The sequence below is a fragment of the Pseudomonas helleri genome (assembly GCF_045830615.1).
GTDB classification, from domain to species: domain Bacteria; phylum Pseudomonadota; class Gammaproteobacteria; order Pseudomonadales; family Pseudomonadaceae; genus Aquipseudomonas; species Aquipseudomonas helleri.
This window is the reverse complement of sequence record NZ_CP174501.1, coordinates 579,221-596,501: the sequence shown is the minus strand read 5'-3', so window position 1 is coordinate 596,501 and position 17,281 is coordinate 579,221. Positions and strand designations below refer to the sequence as shown.

14 protein-coding genes are annotated in these 17,281 nt (G+C 60.0%); 10 read left to right on the top strand and 4 right to left on the bottom strand.

Going from position 1 to position 17,281, the window contains the following annotated elements; genetic code table 11:
* Positions 1-81: 81 nt before the first annotated feature.
* Together ACJJU9_RS02810 and ACJJU9_RS02805 are read right to left on the bottom strand one after the other, a co-directional pair.
* A complete protein-coding gene (locus tag ACJJU9_RS02810) occupies positions 82-1,119 on the bottom strand; it encodes a branched-chain amino acid aminotransferase (protein ID WP_407730005.1) in 1,038 nt (345 codons plus the stop codon).
* Between the two features lie 229 nt (positions 1,120-1,348).
* Positions 1,349-2,452 (bottom strand): GlxA family transcriptional regulator, encoded by a 1,104-nt coding sequence (locus ACJJU9_RS02805; RefSeq protein ID WP_407730004.1) that lies wholly within the window; start codon positions 2,450-2,452, stop codon positions 1,349-1,351.
* A 329-nt stretch (positions 2,453-2,781) separates the two neighbouring features.
* Between ACJJU9_RS02805 and ACJJU9_RS02800 the strand changes: the two genes are divergently transcribed.
* The 10 genes from ACJJU9_RS02800 to ACJJU9_RS02755 all read left to right on the top strand — a co-directional run bounded on the left by ACJJU9_RS02800 (position 2,782) and on the right by ACJJU9_RS02755 (position 15,740).
* Positions 2,782-4,593 (top strand): DUF1302 domain-containing protein, encoded by a 1,812-nt coding sequence (locus tag ACJJU9_RS02800; protein WP_407730003.1) that lies wholly within the window; start codon positions 2,782-2,784, stop codon positions 4,591-4,593.
* Between the two features lie 26 nt (positions 4,594-4,619).
* Complete coding sequence (locus tag ACJJU9_RS02795; RefSeq protein ID WP_407730002.1) at positions 4,620-5,912, top strand: MFS transporter; 1,293 nt, start codon at positions 4,620-4,622, stop codon at positions 5,910-5,912.
* A 44-nt stretch (positions 5,913-5,956) separates the two neighbouring features.
* Complete coding sequence (locus ACJJU9_RS02790) at positions 5,957-7,039, top strand: M14 family metallopeptidase (protein WP_407730001.1); 1,083 nt, start codon at positions 5,957-5,959, stop codon at positions 7,037-7,039.
* Positions 7,040-7,090: 51 nt separating this feature from the next.
* Positions 7,091-8,737, top strand: coding sequence for a CapA family protein (locus ACJJU9_RS02785; protein ID WP_407730000.1), 1,647 nt, complete (start codon positions 7,091-7,093; stop codon positions 8,735-8,737).
* Between the two features lie 329 nt (positions 8,738-9,066).
* Complete coding sequence (locus ACJJU9_RS02780; RefSeq protein WP_407729999.1) at positions 9,067-10,563, top strand: aldehyde dehydrogenase family protein; 1,497 nt, start codon at positions 9,067-9,069, stop codon at positions 10,561-10,563.
* A gap of 10 nt (positions 10,564-10,573) precedes the next feature.
* The gene (locus ACJJU9_RS02775; protein WP_407729998.1) at positions 10,574-11,758 is read left to right on the top strand and encodes an iron-containing alcohol dehydrogenase; all 1,185 of its coding nucleotides are present in this window, start codon (positions 10,574-10,576) and stop codon (positions 11,756-11,758) included.
* 65 nt (positions 11,759-11,823) lie between these two features.
* The gene (locus ACJJU9_RS02770; protein WP_153336521.1) at positions 11,824-13,269 is read left to right on the top strand and encodes a cytosine permease; all 1,446 of its coding nucleotides are present in this window, start codon (positions 11,824-11,826) and stop codon (positions 13,267-13,269) included.
* A gap of 139 nt (positions 13,270-13,408) precedes the next feature.
* The gene (betI, locus tag ACJJU9_RS02765; RefSeq protein WP_153332961.1) at positions 13,409-14,056 is read left to right on the top strand and encodes a transcriptional regulator BetI; all 648 of its coding nucleotides are present in this window, start codon (positions 13,409-13,411) and stop codon (positions 14,054-14,056) included.
* A 448-nt stretch (positions 14,057-14,504) separates the two neighbouring features.
* Positions 14,505-14,855, top strand: a complete 351-nt coding sequence (locus ACJJU9_RS02760; protein ID WP_407729997.1) for a DUF6124 family protein — start codon at positions 14,505-14,507, stop codon at positions 14,853-14,855.
* A gap of 534 nt (positions 14,856-15,389) precedes the next feature.
* On the top strand, positions 15,390-15,740 hold the full coding sequence (locus ACJJU9_RS02755) for a DUF6124 family protein (protein WP_048389395.1): 351 nt from the start codon (positions 15,390-15,392) through the stop codon (positions 15,738-15,740).
* A 153-nt stretch (positions 15,741-15,893) separates the two neighbouring features.
* Here ACJJU9_RS02755 and ACJJU9_RS02750 read toward each other — a convergent pair whose 3' ends face one another.
* Entirely contained in the window at positions 15,894-16,160 is a 267-nt protein-coding gene (locus ACJJU9_RS02750) for a helix-turn-helix domain-containing protein (RefSeq protein ID WP_123751672.1), read from the bottom strand.
* 280 nt (positions 16,161-16,440) lie between these two features.
* Entirely contained in the window at positions 16,441-17,220 is a 780-nt protein-coding gene (locus tag ACJJU9_RS02745) for an acetoin reductase (protein WP_407729996.1), read from the bottom strand.
* Positions 17,221-17,281 lie beyond the last annotated feature (61 nt).

Genomic DNA, 17,281 nt, shown 5'->3' with positions numbered 1-17,281 from the left:
TTGCTCATCTACTAGCCCCCTGTAGGAGCGAGCTTGCCTCGCGATCTTTTGATCTTTTAAAAGATCGCGAGGCAGGCGGGTTTAAGCCTGTTGCGAGCCTGGGACCTTGACGATCCAGCCAGCCGGGGCTTCGACGTCGCCGGACTGGATGCCGGTGAGTTCGCTGTACAGACGTTGTGTCACCGGACCTACTTCTGTCTCACTGTGGAAGACGTGCAATTTGTCGAGGTACTTGATGCCACCAATCGGGGTGATGACGGCAGCGGTGCCGCACGCGCCCGCTTCGGTGAAGCGGTCCAGTTCGTCTACGCGTACATCGCCTTCAACCACGGTCAGGCCCAGACGCTCTTTGGCCAGTGCGATCAACGACAAACGCGTGATGCCCGGCAGTACCGAGGCCGAACGCGGGGTCACGAATTGTTTGTCTTTGGTGATGGCAAAGAAGTTGGCCGAGCCGACTTCTTCAATGTGGGTGTGGGTCAGCGGGTCCAGGTAGATGCAATCTGCAAAACCGGCCTTTTTGGCTTCGGAACCCGGCAGCAGGCTGGCCGCGTAGTTACCACCCACTTTGGCAGCACCGGTGCCATTTGGCGCGGCGCGGTCGTAGTCGGAGATCATGAAGTTGCAAGGCTTCATGCCGCCTTTGAAGTACGGACCCACCGGGATGCAGAACACGCTGAAAATGAATTCAGGGGCCGTGCGCACGCCGATGTTGTCGCCCACACCAATCACGAACGGACGCAGGTACAGCGCGCCACCCGAACCGTACGGCGGGATGAACTGTTCGTTGGCTTTGACAACCTGGGTACACGCGTCGATGAACTGCTCAACCGACACACGCGGCATCATCAGACGGTCGCAGCTGCGTTGCATGCGCAGGGCGTTCTGGTCCGGGCGGAACAGGTTGATCGAACCGTCTTTGCAGCGATAGGCCTTCAGGCCCTCGAAGCACTGTTGCCCATAGTGCAGGGCGGTGGACCCTTCGCTGATGTGCAGCACGTTGTCTTCAGTCAGAACACCGTTGTCCCACTTGCCGTCGCTCCAGCGAGACAGGTAGCGATAGTCGGTTTTGATGTAATTGAAGCCCAATGTGCTCCAGTCGATACTCGGGACAGACATGATTACCTCGAAAGCTGTTCTTGGCAGGTTATGCGGCATCGGCAAGGTCGATGCCTTTATCACGGGCCAGTGTGCCAGCCACTCACGGCCAGCGCACCGGGGTCATTCAGTATTTGCGAAAAATAACGTGCGGTTCGTCGCGTTGAGCCCTGAAGGCCGAACCAAAGTGGCCATTTTTATTGCACGTAAAAACCGGTTAGGCAAGTGTCTCGATGGCGGCTGCCTGCCATCAATGGCCCGCGTTGTCGTCCGGTTCAATCCCCAAGGACTTGATCAGGTCATCTGCCCGCTCATCGGCACCCGGCTCATCGGCGCGCCACCAACGGCTGGAAACACGCATGGTGTAGCGGCGCCGATATTCAGAGGGCGTGACCCCGGTGGCGCGCCGAAACAGGCGGCGGAAGGCACTGGCATCCTGGTAACCGCAATACTCCATAACCTCAGTCAGGTCGATCAGCGTCACTTCCAGCAGCTGTTTGGCCCGTTCCACACGCAGGCGGTGCAGGTAGTCCAGCGGGGTCATGCCTTCGACTTCCTTAAAATGGCGCAACAAGGTACGCGGGCTGGCGGTCGCGGCCTGGGCCACGCGCTCAAGGCTGTAGGGCGTCTGAATATGCTGCTGTAGCCAGTGCTTGGCGCGAAACACCACACTGTCGCGGGTTTTCACCGAGATGCCGGGAAAGTTCAGGCCCGACTGCTCAAAACGCATGGGGTGATAGAGCAGCCCATTGGTCGCAATTTGCGCCATTTCTTCGCCCGCGAAATGGCGAATCAGTTCAACCACCAAGTCGCAGACCGCCGCCGGTGCCCCGGCAGTAAAAACCGGGCCATCCACCACAACCGGGCCTTCCATCGCCATCTGCACGGCGGGGAAGCTGGACGCAAACCAGTTGGCAATCATCCACGTGACCGTGGCGCGCCGACCATTAAGCACCCCGGCACGCGCCAGCATCACCGGGCCATTGAAGCTGGCAGCGATCACCCGGCCCTGTGAGTGGTAGCGGGCGATGCAGTCCAGCTCTTCGCTGCATTGGTCGAGCACATGGTTGAGGTCAGGGACGCTTTTCATCTGCACGCCCGGAACAAACAGCGCGGTTTGCGAGGGCCGCAAGGTTTTGCGCCCCCCGACAGGCGACTGCATGGCCGTCATCCAGTCGGGCAGTGGCAGCTCATTGCCTGGCGCATCAATCAGCCGCCAATGAAAGAACGCCCCGCGCTTGTCGGGGTTACGCATCTGCCAGAGCGTGTTGAAGGTGCGCAGAATATCGATAACGCTGAACAGCGTCCCGGCCATGCTGTGCGGGCCGTGGAGCAAATCAATACGGACGTTCATGGACTAACCCGGCGATATTGGACTTATTGTTGGCGATATTAGCCTTACCTCTGTGCCTTGTCTGCCAGCGGCATTCGCCGCCCCTGCCCCGCACCTTATTCCTGCCAGTTCAAAACAGCCGGACACAGCGCACGCCAAGCGCTGCGCGGGCGGTTTACCTCGTGTTTTGGCTGGCGATATTGGCCCTATCGCTGTCGGTATTCGCCGTATTACCGCCCGACCTTGGGCGATAGACTGAAAACGCCTGGCATCCCACAAAAACAAAACGAAGGTAGTGCTCAGTGAACACAACAATAAGAAAAGCGTGGGCCAAGGCTGGCAAACCCGTTATGACGGGACTCTCCACGGCGCTGCTCAGCGCAGGCATGACAGCCCCGGTATCAGGGGGCGAACTGGTGTTCGGCGACTTGCGATCCGGGCTCGGCCCAGGGATCGAATGGCAGCAGGACGACACCCGCCTGACCGTAAAAGGCGCCGTGAAACTGGGCACGGTGCGGCGCATGGACAACCCGAGCCACCGCCTGACCAGCACCGAATACGGCATGAACCTGTTCAACGACGGCGACCTCAACTACAAGCGCGGCGATGCCGTGTCGACGTCGCTGGAAACCTACCTGCAAGCCGACCTCAGCCACCGCAACCTCGGCGTGTTTGTCAGCGCCAAAGGCTGGTACGACTACGCACAAAAAAACCAGGACGTGGACTATGGCAGCGTCCCGAACGGCTATCGCCCCGGCAAGCCCTTGAGCGATGACGGTTTCGACTCGCTGGCGCGGTTTTCCAACGCGGTCATCGACGATGCCTATGTGTATGGCAACTTCCAGCCGGGCGGGCATGACCTGTTGGTGCGGCTTGGCGATCAGGCGATCCCTTGGGTGACACCGACCACCATCGGCGGCGGCCTGCAGGCCGTGAACGCATTCGACTGGGCCGCCGCCCGGCGCAGCACCTCGATTGCCGAAGCCCGCACCGTGGCGATGCCCGCGCTTTACGCCAAGCTGGCCCTGACCGACAACCTGAGCGTCGATGCCTTTAATCAGTTTGAGTTGCGCCCCAATGCCTACCCCGGTTGCGGCACGTTCCTGTCGACCAGCGATTACGCGCAACCCGGGTGCAACCAGTTTTTACTCAACGGCAGCATTCTCAGCTCGCTGGCCGGCCGGCCGATTTTTACCCCCGACGGCCAGGCCCTGAATAACCCCCTGGACAGCGTGGCCCGTGGCCCCGACCATCGGCCCAGCGACAACCAATACGGCGCAGGCCTGCACTACTTGTGGGACAACGTCGGCATGTTCGGCTTGTATTTCGCCGACTACACCAGCCGCGATGCCATCACCCAAGTGGTGCGCACAGGGCCCGGCGTGCTGACACCTCCGGCCGCCAACTTGGGCCAGGCCACCCCCACCGGCGTGGCCGCGTATTACCAGCGCGCCTTCCCGACCCACATCCGCCTGTACGCCCTTAACTTCAAGACCCGCCTCCCGGACGGCACCGGGATTTATGCCGAATACAGCTACCGGCCCAACCAGCCCATTGCCTGGAACGGCTCGGACTTTATCACCGGTTTGCTGGGCGGCAGCGGCCCCTTTGCGTACCTGACTAAAACCCCGACCGGCTATCTGGCGCCCGGTTACGACCGCTTTCGCGTCAGCCAATTCAACCTTGGCGCCAGCCGCCCGTTCGGCCACGTGCTGGGCGGTGACATGAAGCTGTCGGCCGAAGCCGGGTTCAAATATGTGCACGACCTGCCGGACACCGACGAGCGCCGCTACGGCCGCCCCGGTTTTGGCAGCGCGCCCTACGGTGAGAACGCGAAATGCACGGGCCCGGCGGCTAAATGCTCAATGGACGGGTTTGTCACGGCGTTTTCCTGGGGCACCCGCGCCAAAGCCGAAATCCACTATAAAAATGTGTTGCCGGGGCTCGACCTGACCCCTTCGCTGGCGGTGCTCTATGACGTTAAAGGGCATGCCTATGACGGCGTGTTTTCCGAAGGCCGTTACGCGCAGGTGCTGGGCGTGCATGGCGAATACCAAAAAACCTACACCTTCAACGTCAGCTACCTGAACACCGGTGGCGGCGATTACAACCTGGTCGCCGATCGCAGCATGTTTGAGGCCAGTGTCGGCATCCGCTTCTGAGCGCCCCTATTGAAAAGGCCATCCCCATGCACTCATTGACCGATAAACGCCGCCCGCTGGTGGTCGCGCTGCTGATGACCGTGGTCATTATCAGCGTGCTGGATAAAACCATTTTTGCCTTTGCCGGCCCGCAGATCATTGACGAACTCAAGCTCACCGCCGAGCAGTTCGGCTTTATCAGCAGCGCGTTTTTCTTTTTGTATTCGATCTCCGGCGTGCTGGTGGGCTTTGTGGCCAACCGCATGCCCAGCCGCTGGATCCTGTCAGGCATGGCCCTGGTGTGGATGACCGCGCAATTGCTCGCGGCTCTGTCCACGACGTTTATCAGCCTGTTGGCCAGCCGCGTGCTGCTCGGTGCCGGTTGCGGGCCGGGCACCGCGGTCACCCAGCACGCCTGCTTCAAATGGTATGCCACCCGCGAACGGGTCTTGCCGGCCGCGCTGATTCAAGTGGCAATCATGCTCGGTGCCATCGCCGGGGCGCTGGCCTTGCCCAAACTGATAGAGCATTACGGCTGGCGCACAGGGTATGTGCTGCTGGCCGGGATCGGCCTGATCTGGCTGCTGTTGTGGCAGCTTTATGGCCGCGAGGGGCAGCACGATGACACCAAGACCGTTAACGGCGAGGCCTTGCCAACGCTGCCTTATGGCCGCTTGTTGCTCAATCGCACCTTTGTCTGCATCACTCTGGTCGCCTTTTGCAGTTACTTGCCCAACGCCCTGCTCTACAGCTGGCTGCCGACGTACCTGCAAAAAGGGTTGGGCATGACGCCCATGCAATCCGGCTACCTGGTGCTTGCCACCACGCTGGGGGTAATTGCCATCAACCTGCTGGTCTCAAGCCTGGCCCAACGCGCCATGAAACGCGGCGCCAGCATCCGCAAGGCGATGGTGGTGCCACCGCTGCTGGCCTGCCTGATTGCGGGCGTGGCGTACATCGTCATGGGCTTTACCACCACGGCCCTGACCGTGACGCTGGGCTTGTTTTTGCTGGGCAGCATTCTGCTCAACCTGTTGTCTGCGTTTGGTTTCAGCATCGTTGCCCACATCGCACCGGCCCGCCAACGCGGCAGCATGCTGGCCATCCATATCGCCTTGATGACCACGGCCGGCATGCTCGCGCCCCTGGTGGTCGGACAAGCCATTGGCTGGCAGCACGGCGATCTGGTGAACGGCTTCGAACTGGCCATCGGCCTGTTTGGCATCACCCTGTTGGTCTTCAGCGTACTTGGGCTGCTGTTGATCGACCCGGAGCGCACCCGCCGCGAGCTCAATGCCAACACCCCGCTTGCAGGTTTAGCGGCCGCCAGCCCGGCCTAGCCTGCGCGTCATGACACCTCCCGACTTTGCATAGGAACTGCTTGATGGACTTATCCTGCTTTTCACAGAGCTACGCCCAAGCGCGGCAAAAATTCCTTGAGGCCTGCTCCAATGCGGATCTCAAGGTGGAGTCTCACCTTCATCCGCTGACCGGTAAGGAGGGAGAAGAACTGGCCATTGATGTGGCGCTTTCAGGCTCGCCCTGTGCGGCCAATTTGCTGGTCGTGAGCAGCGGCGTCCACGGCGTTGAAGGCTTTTGCGGCTCGGCGGTGCAAGTCGATCACCTGCGTGACCGCAACTGGCTGCATGACAGCCACCGAGAGAATGTGGCCGTGCTGTATCTGCACGCGCTCAACCCTTATGGCTTCTCTTGGCTGCGCCGGGTCAACGAAGACAACGTCGACCTCAATCGCAACTTCAATGACTTCAGTCAGCCGCTGCCCGCTCATTCCCCTTACCGCGCCCTCGCCTCGTGGCTAGTGCCAAAGCGCCAGCCGCCGACGCTGCTCAGCACCCTGGGGCTGGCGGGTTACGCCTTGCGTCACGGGCCTAAAGCGCTGCAAACAGCCATCACCAGTGGCCAGCACATCGACCCGCGCGGTCTGTTTTTTGCGGGCACTCAACCCACCTGGAGCAACCTGCAACTGCGCCAGATCATCCGCCGCCTGGGCAGCCATTGCCAACGCATCGGCTGGATCGACGTGCACACGGGGCTCGGCCCTTATGGCGTGGGCGAGCGCATTTACAAAGGGCACACCACCTCAAACGATATTGCCCGGGCGCGCGAATGGTGGGGGCCGCAGGTCACCTCCAGCGAAGACGGCTCGTCGTCCTCTGCCGTGCTCAACGGCACGCTGGACCTGGCCGTGATGCAAGAGTGCCCGCTGGCCCAGTACAACGGCTTGACCCTGGAATACGGCACCAAACCCGGCCCGGCCGTGCTCAACGCACTGCGCGCCGATCAATGGTTGCAGAACAATCCACAGGCTAATGACACCCAACGCACTCAAATCAAGCGACAACTTCGCGATGCCTTCTACATTGATAGCGATGACTGGAAACGACGCGTGCTGGAACAAGCGCGAGAGGTCACGGCACAGACCCTCAAAGGGCTTTCCATGACGTAGCACTCTGCGCCGTCGATAGAGTCACCCCTCAAGACAAAAAGGATATTCAGGATGAATGCATATTTGATGGAAGCGTTAAGACAGATCATGCAACAGATCAAGACCACACTTGATGAGCATGGCGATGAGATCACCACCACCCTTCAGCGTGTGGCGCTGGGGGAGTTAAAGCCTGTAGAGACGCTCACCCCCGAAGAGCTTGAGTGCGCGCGTGAGCTGTTTGGCTGGGTGGCGCAACATGACCCGCTGAAGGTCTGGGCCAAGGTTGAGCCGCTGCTGCCGGAACTGATCGGCTCGGCCGCAGACATCGCCCTGGATGAGATTTTTGTCGATCCGGGCTTCGGCGAGCTGCCGCCTTCGCTTAAAAAACTCAAGGACAAGCGCACCCTGGCCCGGCTTGGCGTGTTGTTGGCGAGCTACATCTGCTATGACCAGTTCCACTACCCGCAGCCTGAAACCGGGGTGTACAACATTTCGGGCAGTGCATTCGAAAAGCTCAAGTGGGTGTACCGGTACTGGTTCAATCAGCTGGAAGTCGCTGAACTGGGCTCGGGGCTGGAAGCGTTTTTCGCGTCCCAGCGCTTAGAGTTTTTCAACCTGACCGACCCGACGCCGGACCCTGACAGCACGATTGCTTCGGTGTCGGTGTCGTGCGCCGGGGATTTGCTTGCGGTGGATGTGCTGACGCCAGAAAACACCGAGCACTTGTTCGATGCGATCACCGACTTTTACAGCAGCGCCGACATTGTCAGCGCCAACCTCGAATCCACGGTGGATAAAAACCACAAGCCCGGCCGTAACCAGCAGCCCGGCGAACCGGCGCGGATGAACACGTCCGAGGCCATGTTCGACAAGTTCCGCCACGAGGCCAAAATCAACTTCTTCAGCACCGCGACCAACCACGCCATGGACTATGGCGAATCGGGCGTGCTGGCCACCCTCGACGTGCTCAAAAGGTCGGGCGCGCTGTATGCCGGTACGGCCGCCAGCCAAGCCGAGCAGAACGAGGTGGTGATCTTCGAAAAAGACGGCATCAAGGTGGCGCTGCTGGCCTACACCTTTGACCTCAACGGCCACTTGGTGCCCGAGGGCAAGTCTTACCTGGCCAACGAAGTGCGCTTTAACGATGTAAACCCGCCACCTGATTACACCCTGATCAAAAAGCAGGTCGCGGCGGCGCAGGCCAAGGGCGCGGACTGGATCATCGCTTACTGCCACTGGGGCTGGGAGTTCGAGATGTACCCCCACGTCAACATCGTCGATGCGGCGCACAAGGTGATTGAGTGCGGCGTCGATACGATTCTGGGCAACCACCCGCATGTCAGCCAGCCCGCGCAGTTGATCCCGCGCACCGGCAAACAGGACGCGCTGGTGATCTACGCGTTCGGCGACTTTGTGAGCTACCACCCCGAAAGCCGCAACTCCAAACTGGCCTACAGCGTGAAGTTCAACATCGGCAAGGTGAAGGGCTCCACCGGGCTGTTCAATTTGCAGGCGTTGCCGCTGTATATCGTCAATCAAGACCTAGGGAAAAAGCGTTTCGACTGCCGCATCGTCAAGTTCTTCGACGTGCTGGAAAGGCCGACTGAGTTTGGCCTGACCGAGCTGGAAATAAGCCAGTTGCCGCACCTGCGCGACAAAGTGTGGAACGACATCCTGTCGCCGCTTTCGAGCATTGCCCAACGTTTTGACGCGTAACGCCCTCCTCTAAGCCCGCGCTGCTTCGCGATCTTTTAAAAATCAAAAGATCGCGAGGCAAGCTCGCTCCTACAGATTGAACTGCCCCCACAAACCCGTAGGAGCTGACGAGCGGAGCGAGGCTGCGATCGGCTGCGCAGCAGTCGTCATATCCCCTTGAAAACTCAAAAGATCGCGAGACAAGCTCGCTCCTACAGGAAGGTTTTGGCCTGTATTTACGTAAGAAACAACTGAAAATAATTTCAGTAAAGCACCAAACCACTATTGAAGATATTTTCAGTATTGCCTAGCATTGCCTCAGCCTGACAAGAATAAATCGAGGTGTTGCTGTGCCTGAGTCAAAAGATCGAACCTATTGGCTCGACAAAGCCCAAACGCTGCCCATTGAAGGTAGGGCGTTTATTGATGGTGCTTATGTCGATGCCCAAAACCGTGCCACGTTTACCTCGTTCAGCCCCATCGACGGCGCGCCGCTGGCGTCGGTGGCGCAGTGCGCCAGTGCCGATGTCGACCTGGCCGTGGCCGCTGCCCGTCGCAGTTTTGAAGCCGGGGTGTGGTCGGCCCTTTCTGCCCGTGAACGCAAAGCACTGCTGCTCAACTGGGCGCAGTTGCTCGAAGCACACACCCAAGAGCTGGCCTTGCTGGAGTCCCTGGACAGCGGCAAACCCATCGCTGACACCCTGGGCGGTGACCTGCCCGGCACGATTTATTGCCTGCGCTGGTTTGCCGAACTGATCGACAAGGTGCACGGCGAAGTACCGGCCACCGACCCGCAGTTTTTCGGCACCGTGACCCAGCAACCCATGGGCGTTGTCGCAGCCGTTGTGCCATGGAACTACCCGCTGTTGATGGCCGCCTGGAAGTTCGCCCCGGCCCTGGCCGCAGGCAACAGCGTGGTGCTCAAGCCTTCAGAAAAAACCCCGCTCAGCGCGTTGCGCATTGCCGCGCTCGCCCTGCAAGCGGGCATCCCGGCGGGTGTGTTTAACGTGCTCAGTGGCGACGGCCACACCGGCAGGGCCTTGAGCCTGCACGCGGACGTCGACTGCATCGCCTTCACCGGCTCGGGCAAGGTGGGCCGCGAAATCGCCAAAAATGCCGCCGCATCGAACCTCAAGCGCGTGTGGCTGGAGCTGGGCGGCAAGTCGGCCAATATCGTCATGGCCGACTGCGCCGATATCCCCCAAGCCGCCCGCTCGTCCGCCGCCGCCATTTTCGCCAACATGGGCCAAGTGTGCAGCGCAGGCTCTCGCCTGCTGGTGCAGCGCTCCGTTGCCGACACCCTGCTCAGCGAATTGATGCACGCCACGCAGGCGTATCAGCCGGGCCACCCGCTGGACCCTGCCACCGTCACCGGCGCCATCATTGACGGCAGGCAGCTCCAGCAGATCAACCAGTACCTGGACATCGGCCGGCAAGAAGCCACGTTGCTGCGGGGCGGCCGCACCCTGCAACTGGCCGGGACGGGCGCGTACCTGGAGCCGACAATCTTCCTGGCCAAGGACGCCTCGGCACGCATCGCCACCGAAGAAATCTTCGGCCCGGTACTGGTGGTGATTGTGTTCGACACGCTGGACGAAGCCATCGCCATCGCCAACCAGACCGAATACGGCCTCGCGGCGGCGATCTGGTCGTCCAGCATCCACACCATTCACAGCGCCACGCGCCGTTTGAAAGCGGGCACCGTGTGGGTCAATTGCTATGACGAACTGGTGGACATGAACTTCCCGTTCGGCGGCTTTAAAGAGTCGGGAAATGGCCGGGACAACTCGGTTCACGCGCTCAGCAAATACACCGAGTTGAAATCCACCATCCTGCGTTGCCGTTAAGGTGAGTCCTGTGCAAAACACTCTTTCAGCGTTACTCCCACAAAAGTGGACCGTGCCATTGCCGATGGAATACGGCCCCGGCGCCCGTCATGAACTGGCCGCCCTGTGTACACAATTCGGCATCTCGCGGCCTTTTATCATCACCGACCAAGGCTCGTTGAACCTGCCGTTCGTGGCCGAGTTGCAGCACGCCTTGAACGCTGCGGGCCTGGCCTGCGGCCTGTACGGCGGCATTGAGCCCAACCCGACCGACAGCACCATTGTTGCCGGTGCGCAGGCTTATCAGGCCTGGGACGCAGACGGCATCATCGCCCTGGGTGGCGGCAGCGGCCTGGACGGCGCCAAAGCCATCGCGTTGATTGCCCGCCAAAAGCGTTGCGAGCTGTGGGCCTTTGACTTCGATCAGCCGGTGCCCACAGGGTTTCGTGCGCAAGACTTCCCGACGGTCATTACCCTGCCGACCACCGCAGGCACCGGCGCAGAAACCGAAAGCACGGCCATGGTCACCGACACTCGGCGCGGCATTAAAGGCTGTGTCTGGCACCCGCTGGCGCGGCCGTCGGCGGTCATTCTGGACCCGGAACTGACCCGCAGCCTGCCCGCCAACCTCACCGCCTGGACCGGTTTCGACGCCATCATCCATGCGTTGGAAGCCTACTTTGTGCCCACCTTTAACCCGCTGAGCGACGGCGCGGCGTTGCAGGCGCTGGACTTGCTCTGGCACTCCATCGACACCGCCGTGCAGCAAGGCCAGGACCTCGAAGCCCGGGGCAAAATGCTCATCGGTTCGTGCCTGGCGGGCGTGGCATTTCTTAAGGGCCTGGGCCTGGTGCACGCGCTGAGCCACATGGTGGGCGCGACCTACAACACCCATCACGGGCTGACCAACGCGATTATTTTGCCGGTAGTGCTGCGCTTCAATCAGGCCGAGATCAGCCCGCGGCTCAAGCCCGTGGCACAGGTGCTGGACCTGCCCGATGCCGAATTTGAAACCTTCTACACCGCCATCTGCGCCAAGCTCGACAGCCTTAACATCCCCAAATCCCTGGCGGAACTGGGTGTGAAACACGCTGACATCGACGCGCTCGCCACCAAGTCGCTCGGCGACCCCGCACGCTTGACCAACCCCCGCGACAGCTCCCTTGAGCAACTCAAGACCCTGCTGGCACACGCCATCGACCACGCTCGCGACTGATGACCTGACACACCGAAATCCTGCTTTGTCGTGTAACCACAATAAATAAAAAAGGTGCCACCGCGATGTCTGACTCAACCCAAGCTGCGTCCAAAGGACGGCTCAATCTTGAAACACGCTCCATCGACTATGTGCCGCTGGCCGAGCGGCACGGCAAAGCCTGGCACTTGTGGCCGATCTGGTTTTGCGGCGAAGCCCACCTGACCACCCTCGCGGTGGGCATCATCGGTGTGGGCATGGGCGCCAACCTGTTCTGGTCGGCCATCGCCATCTTTTTCGGGTGCGCATTCGGCACATTGTTCATGGCCGGGCATTCCACCCAGGGCCCGCAAATGGGCCTGCCACAACTGATCCAGTCCCGACCGCAGTTCGGCTATCTGGGCGCGCTGCTGGTGTATGTCGTGGCCATCGCCACGTACGTGGGCTACAACGCCTTCAACCAGTTGCTGGTCGGGCAAACCCTGCACGAGCTGTTCAACGCACCGGAACACGGCTCGGCCATTGCCTTCTCGCTGCTGGCGATTGTCATGGCGATTGCCGGGTACAACACCTTCCACAAGGTGCAGCGGTTTCTCGCGTTTGTGCTGATCGCGGTGATGGTGGTGTTCACCATCGGGCTGTTTTTCTTCGTCAAACTGCCTGCCGAACAGTTGAGCATGTCGGGCTTCAAGGCCACGCCGTTCCTTGCGCAGTTCTTTGTGGCCGCCGCGTACCAGTTGAGCTGGGCGATTTACGTGTCGGACTACTCGCGCTACTTGCCGGCCAATATCAGCGTCAAATCGTCGTTCTGGTGGACCTACATGGGCGCCATGATTGGCGGCGTGTGGATGATGCTGATCGGCGCCCTGGCTGCCGCTTTGAGCCCTGGGCAGAACCTGGCCAAGGGCTTGGTCATGCTGGGGAACACGCTGTTCAGCGGCTTTGGCGAGATCCTGTTGATTCTGGCCGTACTCAGTTTGGTCACCAGCGCGGCACAGAACTTTTACGGCGCCTCGATCACCCTGCTGAGCATTGCCGACACGGTTAAAAGCCAGACCTCGACGTTGCTCAAACGTATCGTGTCGATGCTGATCGTGGGCGGCACCGCCATCGCCATCGCCATGACCGCGTCGGATAACTTCGTGAAGGACTTCGGTGACTTCCTGGCAATCCTGCTGTACCTGTTCACCCCGTGGACGGCCATCAATTTGGTGGACTTCTACAAGGTGCGCCACGGCAAGTTCTCGATCACCGAGATCTTCAAGCCCAACGGCATTTACGGGCGCTGGAACTGGCGAGGCATCGGCGCTTACGTCGCGGGCTTTGTGGCCATGTTGCCGTTCTCCAGCACCGGCCTGTACACCGGCTACGTCACCACCCTGCTCGACGGTGCGGACGTGAGCATGATCGTCGGGCTGGTCGTTTCGGGCGTGGTGTACTGGTGGCTGTGCCGCTCGCAGAACATCCAGCAGGAACTGTCGCAAATCGACCATCTGGACAAGGACCTCGAAGCCGGTTTACCCGCCCACTGATCGCCGCGTGCACACGGTTCACTGCCCGCCACGGGCCGTGAACCGCCACCGCGACTAATTCCTGCCACTCGCCCGACAAAAAGTTGCTAAATTGGCGCCCTGTTTTTAAGCGTCGATTTTAGTGTCGGAGAATGGATGAATGAGTGGTGACGCCGCAGTGCCTGAGCTCAAAAAGCGCCGAACCCGCATAGACCCGGAGTTGCGGCGCAAGGCGATCATCGAAGCCACCATGCAATGCATCACGCAGTACGGCCACAGCGGCTGCACGCTGGAGCGTATCTGCGCACAGGCGGGTATTTCCATTGGTTTGATCGGCCATCACTTTTCCAGCAAAGAAGAGCTGATGCTGTCGACCTACCAGGCGCTGACCGACCAGCTACGCGAAGAAACCCGCAAATATTTGGCCAACCAGAACGGCTCATCCGAAGACCGCTTGCTGGCGATTATTCGCTCCTCGTTCCGGGGGCAGATCTTCAACGAATTCATCCTCACCACCTGGCTGGGCTTCTGGGGGGCGGCGGTGTCATCGGAGCAACTGCGGGCGCTGAACAAAAAGCTCTACGCCGACTACCGCAAAGAACTCGAAGCGGTATTCAACGACATCGCCCGTGAAAACGGCACCCACATCGACGCTAAAAGCGCGGCCCTGACCATCACCGCCTTGATAGACGGTTTTTGGCTGGAATGGGCCCTGGACCACAAAGCCTTCAGCTCCAAAAAAGCCGAAAAATGCTGCATCACCACCGCGCAGATGTTTGTGAAAGCGGCCCAACCGCTGACGGTTTAACAGCCGAACTGCATGTAGTCGCTGCCGAGGCACGAAGGCTGCGATGGGGTGCGCAGCGACCCGCTTTTGAAGGGCCTGCGGCCCTTATCGCAGCCTGCGGCAGCGACTACAGAGGTTGCTAATCAGCCATTTCGTACGACGCTTCTCTTTCAATCCGCTGAAACATCCTAGAAACTTCCGTTCGCTTGTGCCTGTGCCATTCGGGGAATAGTCTCGGCCCATCGCTGTCAATCAGCGGTTGGGTTTAGTCGCCCGACATGTACTCGGCGCAAGGCGCCACCTCCGCGAGGCGCTTTTTTTCGGCCAGCGTTTTATGGTGGCCGTGCGCAGGGCGCCCTTCGTGGCGCGCCGGTTTCCGAGTGCACCGGTCGACTAACCTGCGCATGGCTGCCACCCATTCGTTTAGTCGCGATAGGGCCAGCTCCATTTAAGCCTCGGAGTTGTACCCATGAAAAAAATTGTTCCTGATCCCCCAGTTTTAACCCCGCAAGATGCTGCTCAGTGCGAGGCATTGTCGTTAGACCGTGCGGCCACCGAACGCGCCCTCGATTACTACCTGCACGACCATAAGCCTCCACGGCACGTGGATCAGGCCACGTATGCCATCCCGAACAGCGTCAATTTAGAAGCGGCTTTGGCCCAGGCGTCAGACTTGTTGCGCTGCGCGGGCGCTTCGGCGAGTGAGGCGGGGAATGGCTTGAGCGGGCATTCGCGCAGTTTGGTGTTGTCCTGCATGCACCTGGTGGAGCTGGCCAAGGCGTATGTGGACAAGTCGCTGGATGGTGTAACGACGCATTAAAGCAGCACGCGCCTGAGTGCAAGCAGGCGCGTTTTGAAGATCAAAAGATCGCGAGGCAAGCTCGCTCCTACAGATTGAACTGCCCCCACAAACCCCGTAGTCGCTGCCGAGGCACGAAGGCTGCGATGGGTTGCGCAGCGACACCGCTTTTGAAGGGCCTGCGAACCTTATCGCAGCCTGCGGCAGCGACTACAGAGGTTGCTAATCAGCCATTTCGTACGACGCTTCCCTTTCAATCCGGTGAAACATCCTAGAAACTTCCGTTCGCTTGTGCCTGTGCCATTCGGGGAATAGTCTCGGCCCATCGCTGCAAATCAGCGGTTGGGTTTAGTCGCCCGACGTGTCACACGGCGCATGGCGCCACCTCCGCGAGGCGCTTTTTTTCGGCCTGCGTTTTATGGTGGCCGTGCGCAGGGCGCCCTTCGTGGCGCGCCGGGTTTCCGTGTGACCGGTCGACTAACCTGCGCATGGCTGCCACCCATTCGTTTAGTCGCGACAGGTGACAGCTCCTTATGTCCACATGGAGTTGTACCCATGAAAAAAATTGTTCCTGATCCCCCAGCTTTAACCCCGCAAACTGCTGCTCAGTGCGAGGCATTGTCGTTAGACCGTGCAGCCACCGAACGCGCCCTCGATTACTACCTGCTTAACCAAAAGCCTCCACGGCACGTGGATCAGGCCACGTATGCCATCCCGGACAGCGTCAATTTAGAAGCGGCTTTGGCCCAGGCGTCAGACTTGTTGCGCTGCGCGGGAGCTTCGGCGAGTGAGGCGGGGAATGGCTTGAGCGGGCATTCGCGCAGTTTGGTGTTGTCCTGCATGCACCTGGTGGAGCTGGCCAAGGCGTATGTGGACAAGTCGCTGGATGGTGTAACGACGCACTAAAGCAGCACGCGCCTGAGTGCAAGCAGGCGCGTTTTGAAGATCAAAAGATCGCGAGGCAAGCTCGCTCCTACAGATTGGTGGTACACGCAAAGCCCTATCTGTTGCCGGCAGCACCAAGGTAGCGAACAGTTAAGAGTCCTTGGCTGAAGCGCATCATGGCCCTGACACTCCTGAGCGCTGCTCGGCCAGAATGTCTTCAACGGTTCGCATATGCCCGGCCTTAACCAGCTTCAAGTCATACCCTGCCGCCTCCAGTAGCCGAACAAGTGCTGACACACTCATGTCGCCCTTGGCCAGGGTTTCCATGCGCGCAACTGTCGAGCGCGATACACCCGCACGGTGAGCCAAAGCCTCTTGGCTCAATCGAGCTTCGCTGCGGGCTTGTTTAAGCATTTCGGCGATATCGTACAGAGTAGACATTTGTAGCCCTCGGGCATCAAAAATAGCAATGACAGGCTTAAATGTAGCCCCAGAGATACAAACCAACAAGTTCTTATCTGCTCATCGCTGTAGCCCTTGAGCATCAAAACAAGCTAAATCTGCTGATTTTATAGCCTTGGAGCACCATGGCTGCGAGGGCAGGTGGTGAGGCGGGGAATGGTTTAAGCAGGCGCGTTAATTTCAAAGGCTTTTCTGTAGGAGCGAGCTTGCCTCGCGATCTTTTGATCTTTTAAAAGATCGCGAGTGACAGCCTGTGGGGTTAGCGGAACACTAAGCCGCCGTCGATCAGCGGGGCTTGGCCGGTCATGTAGTCGGCGTCCGGGCTGGCCAGGTAGGCGACGAACGCTGCGACGTCTTCCGGGGTTTCGGCACGGCCCAGAGCGATGCCGTTGACGAATTTATCGTAGGTGGCGCCAATCGGCGCGCCGGTGATTTCGGACATGCGTTTGTCGATGTCGACCCACATGTCAGTCCCGACTACGCCGGGGCAGTAGGCGTTGACGGTGATGCCGTGTACCGCCAGTTCTTTGGCCGCCGCTTGGGTCAAGGCACGGACGGCGAATTTGGTGGAGGAGTAAACGCCCAGCAAGGCATAGCCTTCATGGCCCGCGATGGAGCACGCGTTGATGATTTTGCCGGTGCGTTTAAGCGCCTGGAATTTCTCGGCCGCCGCCTGAATGCCCCACAAAGTGCCCTGCACGTTGATGCGGTAGATGCGTTCGATTTCTTCGGCGGTCACGTCCAGCAGCGGCTTGACCTGCGAGATGCCCGCGTTGTTGACCACGATGTCCAGCCCGCCCAGCGTGCTGTGGGCATGTTCAACGGCCTGGAAGACTTGTTCGCGGTCACCCACGTCGGCCACGAAGGTGCTGGCTTTGCGGCCCAGCACCTGGACCTCTTCGGCCACGTGGCGCAGTTTTTCCGGGTTGAGGTCGACCAGCGCGATGTCGGCGCCTTCTTTGGCCAGACGCAAGGCGATGCCACGGCCAATGCCTTGTGCCGCGCCGGTGATCAATGCAACTTTTCCACTGAGTTTCATTCGTTGGACTCCTTTCAACCGTTAGCAAGATCAGCGGTCTGAACCATAGCCCAGACCGCTG

Bases quoted from the DNA above. Each gene is read 5' to 3' on its own strand.
- ACJJU9_RS02800 (WP_407730003.1), top strand. From the start codon at position 2,782: ATGACGGGACTCTCCACGGCGCTGCTCAGCGCAGGCATGACAGCCCCG.
- ACJJU9_RS02790 (WP_407730001.1), top strand. From the start codon at position 5,957: ATGGACTTATCCTGCTTTTCACAGAGCTACGCCCAAGCGCGGCAAAAA.
- ACJJU9_RS02795 (WP_407730002.1), top strand. From the start codon at position 4,620: ATGCACTCATTGACCGATAAACGCCGCCCGCTGGTGGTCGCGCTGCTG.
- ACJJU9_RS02755 (WP_048389395.1), top strand. From the start codon at position 15,390: ATGAAAAAAATTGTTCCTGATCCCCCAGCTTTAACCCCGCAAACTGCT.
- ACJJU9_RS02805 (WP_407730004.1), bottom strand. From the start codon at position 2,452: ATGAACGTCCGTATTGATTTGCTCCACGGCCCGCACAGCATGGCCGGG.
- ACJJU9_RS02770 (WP_153336521.1), top strand. From the start codon at position 11,824: ATGTCTGACTCAACCCAAGCTGCGTCCAAAGGACGGCTCAATCTTGAA.
- ACJJU9_RS02745 (WP_407729996.1), bottom strand. From the start codon at position 17,220: ATGAAACTCAGTGGAAAAGTTGCATTGATCACCGGCGCGGCACAAGGC.
- ACJJU9_RS02760 (WP_407729997.1), top strand. From the start codon at position 14,505: ATGAAAAAAATTGTTCCTGATCCCCCAGTTTTAACCCCGCAAGATGCT.
- ACJJU9_RS02785 (WP_407730000.1), top strand. From the start codon at position 7,091: ATGAATGCATATTTGATGGAAGCGTTAAGACAGATCATGCAACAGATC.
- ACJJU9_RS02810 (WP_407730005.1), bottom strand. From the start codon at position 1,119: ATGTCTGTCCCGAGTATCGACTGGAGCACATTGGGCTTCAATTACATC.
- ACJJU9_RS02750 (WP_123751672.1), bottom strand. From the start codon at position 16,160: ATGTCTACTCTGTACGATATCGCCGAAATGCTTAAACAAGCCCGCAGC.
- betI (WP_153332961.1), top strand. From the start codon at position 13,409: ATGAGTGGTGACGCCGCAGTGCCTGAGCTCAAAAAGCGCCGAACCCGC.